Source organism: Pectobacterium betavasculorum (assembly GCF_000749845.1).
Lineage (GTDB): Bacteria > Pseudomonadota > Gammaproteobacteria > Enterobacterales > Enterobacteriaceae > Pectobacterium > Pectobacterium betavasculorum.
The window spans coordinates 1-798 of record NZ_JQHM01000047.1 but is presented as its reverse complement, the minus strand read 5'-3'; the positions used below and the strand labels follow the sequence as shown (position 1 = coordinate 798).

Sequence of the window (798 nt, the reverse complement as noted above, 5' to 3'; positions counted from 1 at the left end):
TTAACGCCAGCGAATCGGGCCAGACCATTGCGGTGACCGGTAACGTAGATAATGACGTGAAAGCGGGCGATGCGATTACCGTTACCGTCGGCTCGGAAACTTATCAAACGACCGTGAATGCCGATGGTAAAACCTGGAGCGTCAATGTGCCGGGTTCTGTATTAGCGGCCAATGGCGATATCAGTGCGACGGTTACCACGCGCGATACCGCAGGCAATGTCACCACTGCAAACTCTACTCACGCTTACGGCGTGGATACGGTGGCGCCAGTAGCATCGATTAGCATCGACGATGTGACGTCAGATAACGTGATTAACGCGGCCGAATCCGGCCAGACGATCTCTGTTACGGGTCAGGTGGGCAATGAGGTTCAGGCCGGTGATACGGTGACGGTCACCGTCGGCAGCGAGACCTACCAGACTACGGTCAATACCGATGGCAAGACCTGGAGCGTGAATGTTCCCGGTGCTGTATTAGCGGCGAATAGCGATGTGAGTGCGACGGTCACCACGCGCGACACGGCGGGCAATGTCACCACTGCAAACTCTACTCACGCTTATGGCGTCGATACCGATGCGCCAGTGGCGTCGATCTCAATCGACGATGTCACGTCAGATAATGTCATCAATGCCAGCGAGTCGGGTCAGTCGATTGCGGTCACCGGTCAGGTCGATAACGACGTCAAAGCCGGTGATACGGTGACGATAACCGTCGGCAGCGAGACCTATCAGACTACGGTCAATGCCGATGGCAAAACCTGGAGCGTCAATGTTCCGGGTTCTGTATTAGCTGCTAATG

The 798-nt window shown here is 55.6% G+C and carries 1 protein-coding gene; it reads left to right on the top strand.

Features of this window, described 5'->3' with window-relative positions; genetic code table 11:
• Nucleotides 1–798: Ig-like domain-containing protein (locus KP22_RS21005; protein WP_039326316.1), on the top strand; the 798-nt coding region annotated here is incomplete at both ends.